This window comes from Veillonella sp. VA137, assembly GCF_003992015.1.
GTDB lineage: Bacteria > Bacillota > Negativicutes > Veillonellales > Veillonellaceae > F0422.
The window spans coordinates 1-3,221 of the sequence record NZ_RQVK01000028.1; the positions used below are offsets into that span (position 1 = coordinate 1).

The window sequence follows — 3,221 nt, forward strand, 5'->3', positions numbered from 1 at the left end:
TAATTTATGATTTGGTCTCTTAGAGTTGACTCTAAGGGTTAGACCAAGCACATAGATTCTCTAAATTAACTTATAAGGTGAGAGCATCCGAAAGGATGACTCTAAAGCAAAAGACATAACCATATGTCACTATCAAGTAAAGATAGTAAGGGCATACGGTGGATGCCTTGGCTATACTGGCCGAAGAAGGACGCGGTAAGCTGCGAAAAGCTACGGAGAGGTGCAAGCGACCATTGACCCGTAGATATCCGAATGGGGGAACCCGGCAGAGAAAAGCTCTGTCACCCATACCAGAGAGTATGAGGAGGGCACCTGGGGAACTGAAACATCTAAGTACCCAGAGGAAAAGTAATCAAACGAGATTCTCTTAGTAGCGGCGAGCGAACGGGGAAGAGCCCAAACCGGACTGGTTCGCCAGACCGGGGTTGAGGACTGCTAACAAGCATAAATGGGATAGACGAACCGACTTGGAACGGTCGGCCGAAGAAGGTGAAAGCCCTGTAGTCGAAATCCTGCATATGTGGAGCAGTATCCAGAGTACCACGAGACACGTGAAACCTTGTGGGAAGCAGGGGGGACCACCCTCCAAGGCAAAATACCAGTATGGACCGATAGCGCATAGTACCGTGAGGGAAAGGTGAAAAGCACCCCGGGAGGGGAGTGAAAGAGAACCTGAAACCGTATGTCTACAAACAGTCGAAGACCGTATAATTGCAGGTCGACGGCGTGCCTATTGAAGAATGAACCGGCGAGTTACTGTCACTAGCGAGGTTAAGCGGAAAACGTGGAGCCGAAGCGAAAGCGAGTCTGAATAGGGCGAAGAGTTAGTGGTAGTAGACCCGAAACCGTAGTGATCTATCCATGGCCAGGTTGAAGCACAGGTAAAATTGTGTGGAGGACCGAACTCGTGAGCGTTGAAAAGCTTTGGGATGAGTTGTGGATAGGGGTGAAATGCCAATCGAACACGGAGATAGCTGGTTCTCCCCGAAATAGCTTTAGGGCTAGCCTCATGGTAAAGAGTATAGGCGGTAGAGCTCTGATCGGGCTAGGGCCCACACCGGGTACCGAACCTAGTCAAACTACGAATGGCTATACTTATACATGGGAGTCAGACTATGAGTGATAAGGCCCATAGTCAAGAGGGAAACAGCCCAGACCACCGACTAAGGCCCCCAATGCTGCATTAAGTGGCAAAGGATGTGGAGTTTCCAAAACAACCAGGATGTTGGCTTAGAAGCAGCCACCATTTAAAGAGTGCGTAATAGCTCACTGGTCGAGAGACTCTGCGCCGAAAATGTCCGGGGCTAAAATGCAGAGCCGAAGTCGTGGCAATGGTAGTAATACCATTGGGTAGGGGAGCGTTCTTATTGGATTGAAGCAGTACCGGAAGGAGCTGTGGACTGGTAAGAAGTGAGAATGCCGGTATGAGTAGCGAAAAGAAAGGTGAGAATCCTTTCCACCGAAAGCCTAAGGGTTCCTGAGCAACGATCGTCGTCTCAGGGTAAGTCGGGACCTAAGCCGAGGCGGAAAAGCATAGGCGATGGACAACAGGTTGAAATTCCTGTACTAGTATGAATTGTTTGATCGATGGAGTGACGCAAACAGGTAGGTTAGCATGCGATTGGAAGTGCATGTTTAAGCGTGTAGGTTGAGTAATAGGTAAATCCGTTATTCTAAAAGCTGAGGCGTGATGACGAGCTCATAAGAGCGAAGTAATTGATCCTAAGTTGCCGAGAAAAGCTTCTAGGTAGAGACATACTACCCGTACCAAAACCGACACAGGTAGGCGGGGAGAGAATCCTAAGGTGCGCGGGAAAACCCTCGTTAAGGAACTCGGCAAAATGCATCCGTAACTTCGGGAAAAGGATGACCCATGTAGTGTGAAAGCTTGTAACGGCTCTAGCATGAATGGGTGGCACAAGAGAGGCGCAAGCGACTGTTTACCACAAACACAGGTGCCTGCTAAAGCGAAAGCTGACGTATAGGTGCTGACACCTGCCCGGTGCTGGAAGGTTAAGAGGAGGGGTTAGGAGTAATCCGAAGCTCTGAATTGAAGCCCCAGTAAACGGCGGCCGTAACTATAACGGTCCTAAGGTAGCGAAATTCCTTGTCGGGTAAGTTCCGACCCGCACGAAAGGTGTAACGACTTGCGCACTGTCTCAACGAGGGACCCGGTGAAATTGAAGTACCTGTGAAGATGCAGGTTACCCGCGACTGGACAGAAAGACCCCATGGAGCTTTACTGTAACTTAGGATTGATTTTAGTTAATGAATGTACAGGATAGGTGGGAGACGTAGAAGCTAGGGCGCTAGTCTTAGTGGAGTCGCTGTTGGGATACCACCCTTTGATTAATTGAAATCTAACGGGAAGAGTAACGACCTTCCGGACAGTCCTAGGTGGACAGTTTGACTGGGGCGGTCGCCTCCTAAAGAGTAACGGAGGCGCCCAAAGGTTCCCTCAGAGCGGACGGAAATCGCTCGAAGAGTGTAAAGGCAGAAGGGAGCTTGACTGCGAGACCAACAAGTCGAGCAGGGACGAAAGTCGGGCTTAGTGATCCGGTGGTGCCGAGTGGAAGGGCCATCGCTCAACGGATAAAAGCTACCCTGGGGATAACAGGCTAATCTCTCCCAAGAGTCCATATCGACGGGGAGGTTTGGCACCTCGATGTCGGCTCATCACATCCTGGGGCTGAAGTAGGTCCCAAGGGTTCGGCTGTTCGCCGATTAAAGTGGTACGTGAGCTGGGTTCAGAACGTCGTGAGACAGTTCGGTCCCTATCCATCGCGGGCGAAAGAAACTTGAAGGGGGCTGCTCCTAGTACGAGAGGACCGGAGTGGACGAACCGCTGGTGTACCAATTATCCTGCCAAGGGTACAGTTGGGTAGCTACGTTCGGGACGGATAAACGCTGAAAGCATCTAAGCGTGAAACCAGCCTTGAGATGAGGTTTCTCATAGCATAAGCTAGTAAGATCCCATGTAGACGACATGGTTGATAGGCCAGGTGTGGAAGTGCTGTAAGGCATGGAGCTGACTGGTACTAATAGATCGAGGGCTTTACTTAAACAAAAACTTGTAAGTTATTATATTATTCTTCTATGTAGTTTTCAGGGAACACCCTGACAAATTCAGTGACGATGGCTACGAGGAACCACCTGTTCCCATCCCGAACACAGTAGTTAAGCTCGTAAACGCCGAAAGTACTTGGCTGGAAACGGCCTGG

The 3,221-nt window shown here is 50.0% G+C and carries 2 rRNA genes; both read left to right on the forward strand.

The window, feature by feature from the left end:
- Positions 1 to 135: 135 nt before the first annotated feature.
- Positions 136 to 3,062 (forward strand): 23S ribosomal RNA (locus tag EO116_RS08325).
- A 63-nt stretch (positions 3,063 to 3,125) separates the two neighbouring features.
- Positions 3,126 to 3,221 (forward strand): 5S ribosomal RNA (gene rrf, locus EO116_RS08330); the annotation flags it as partial.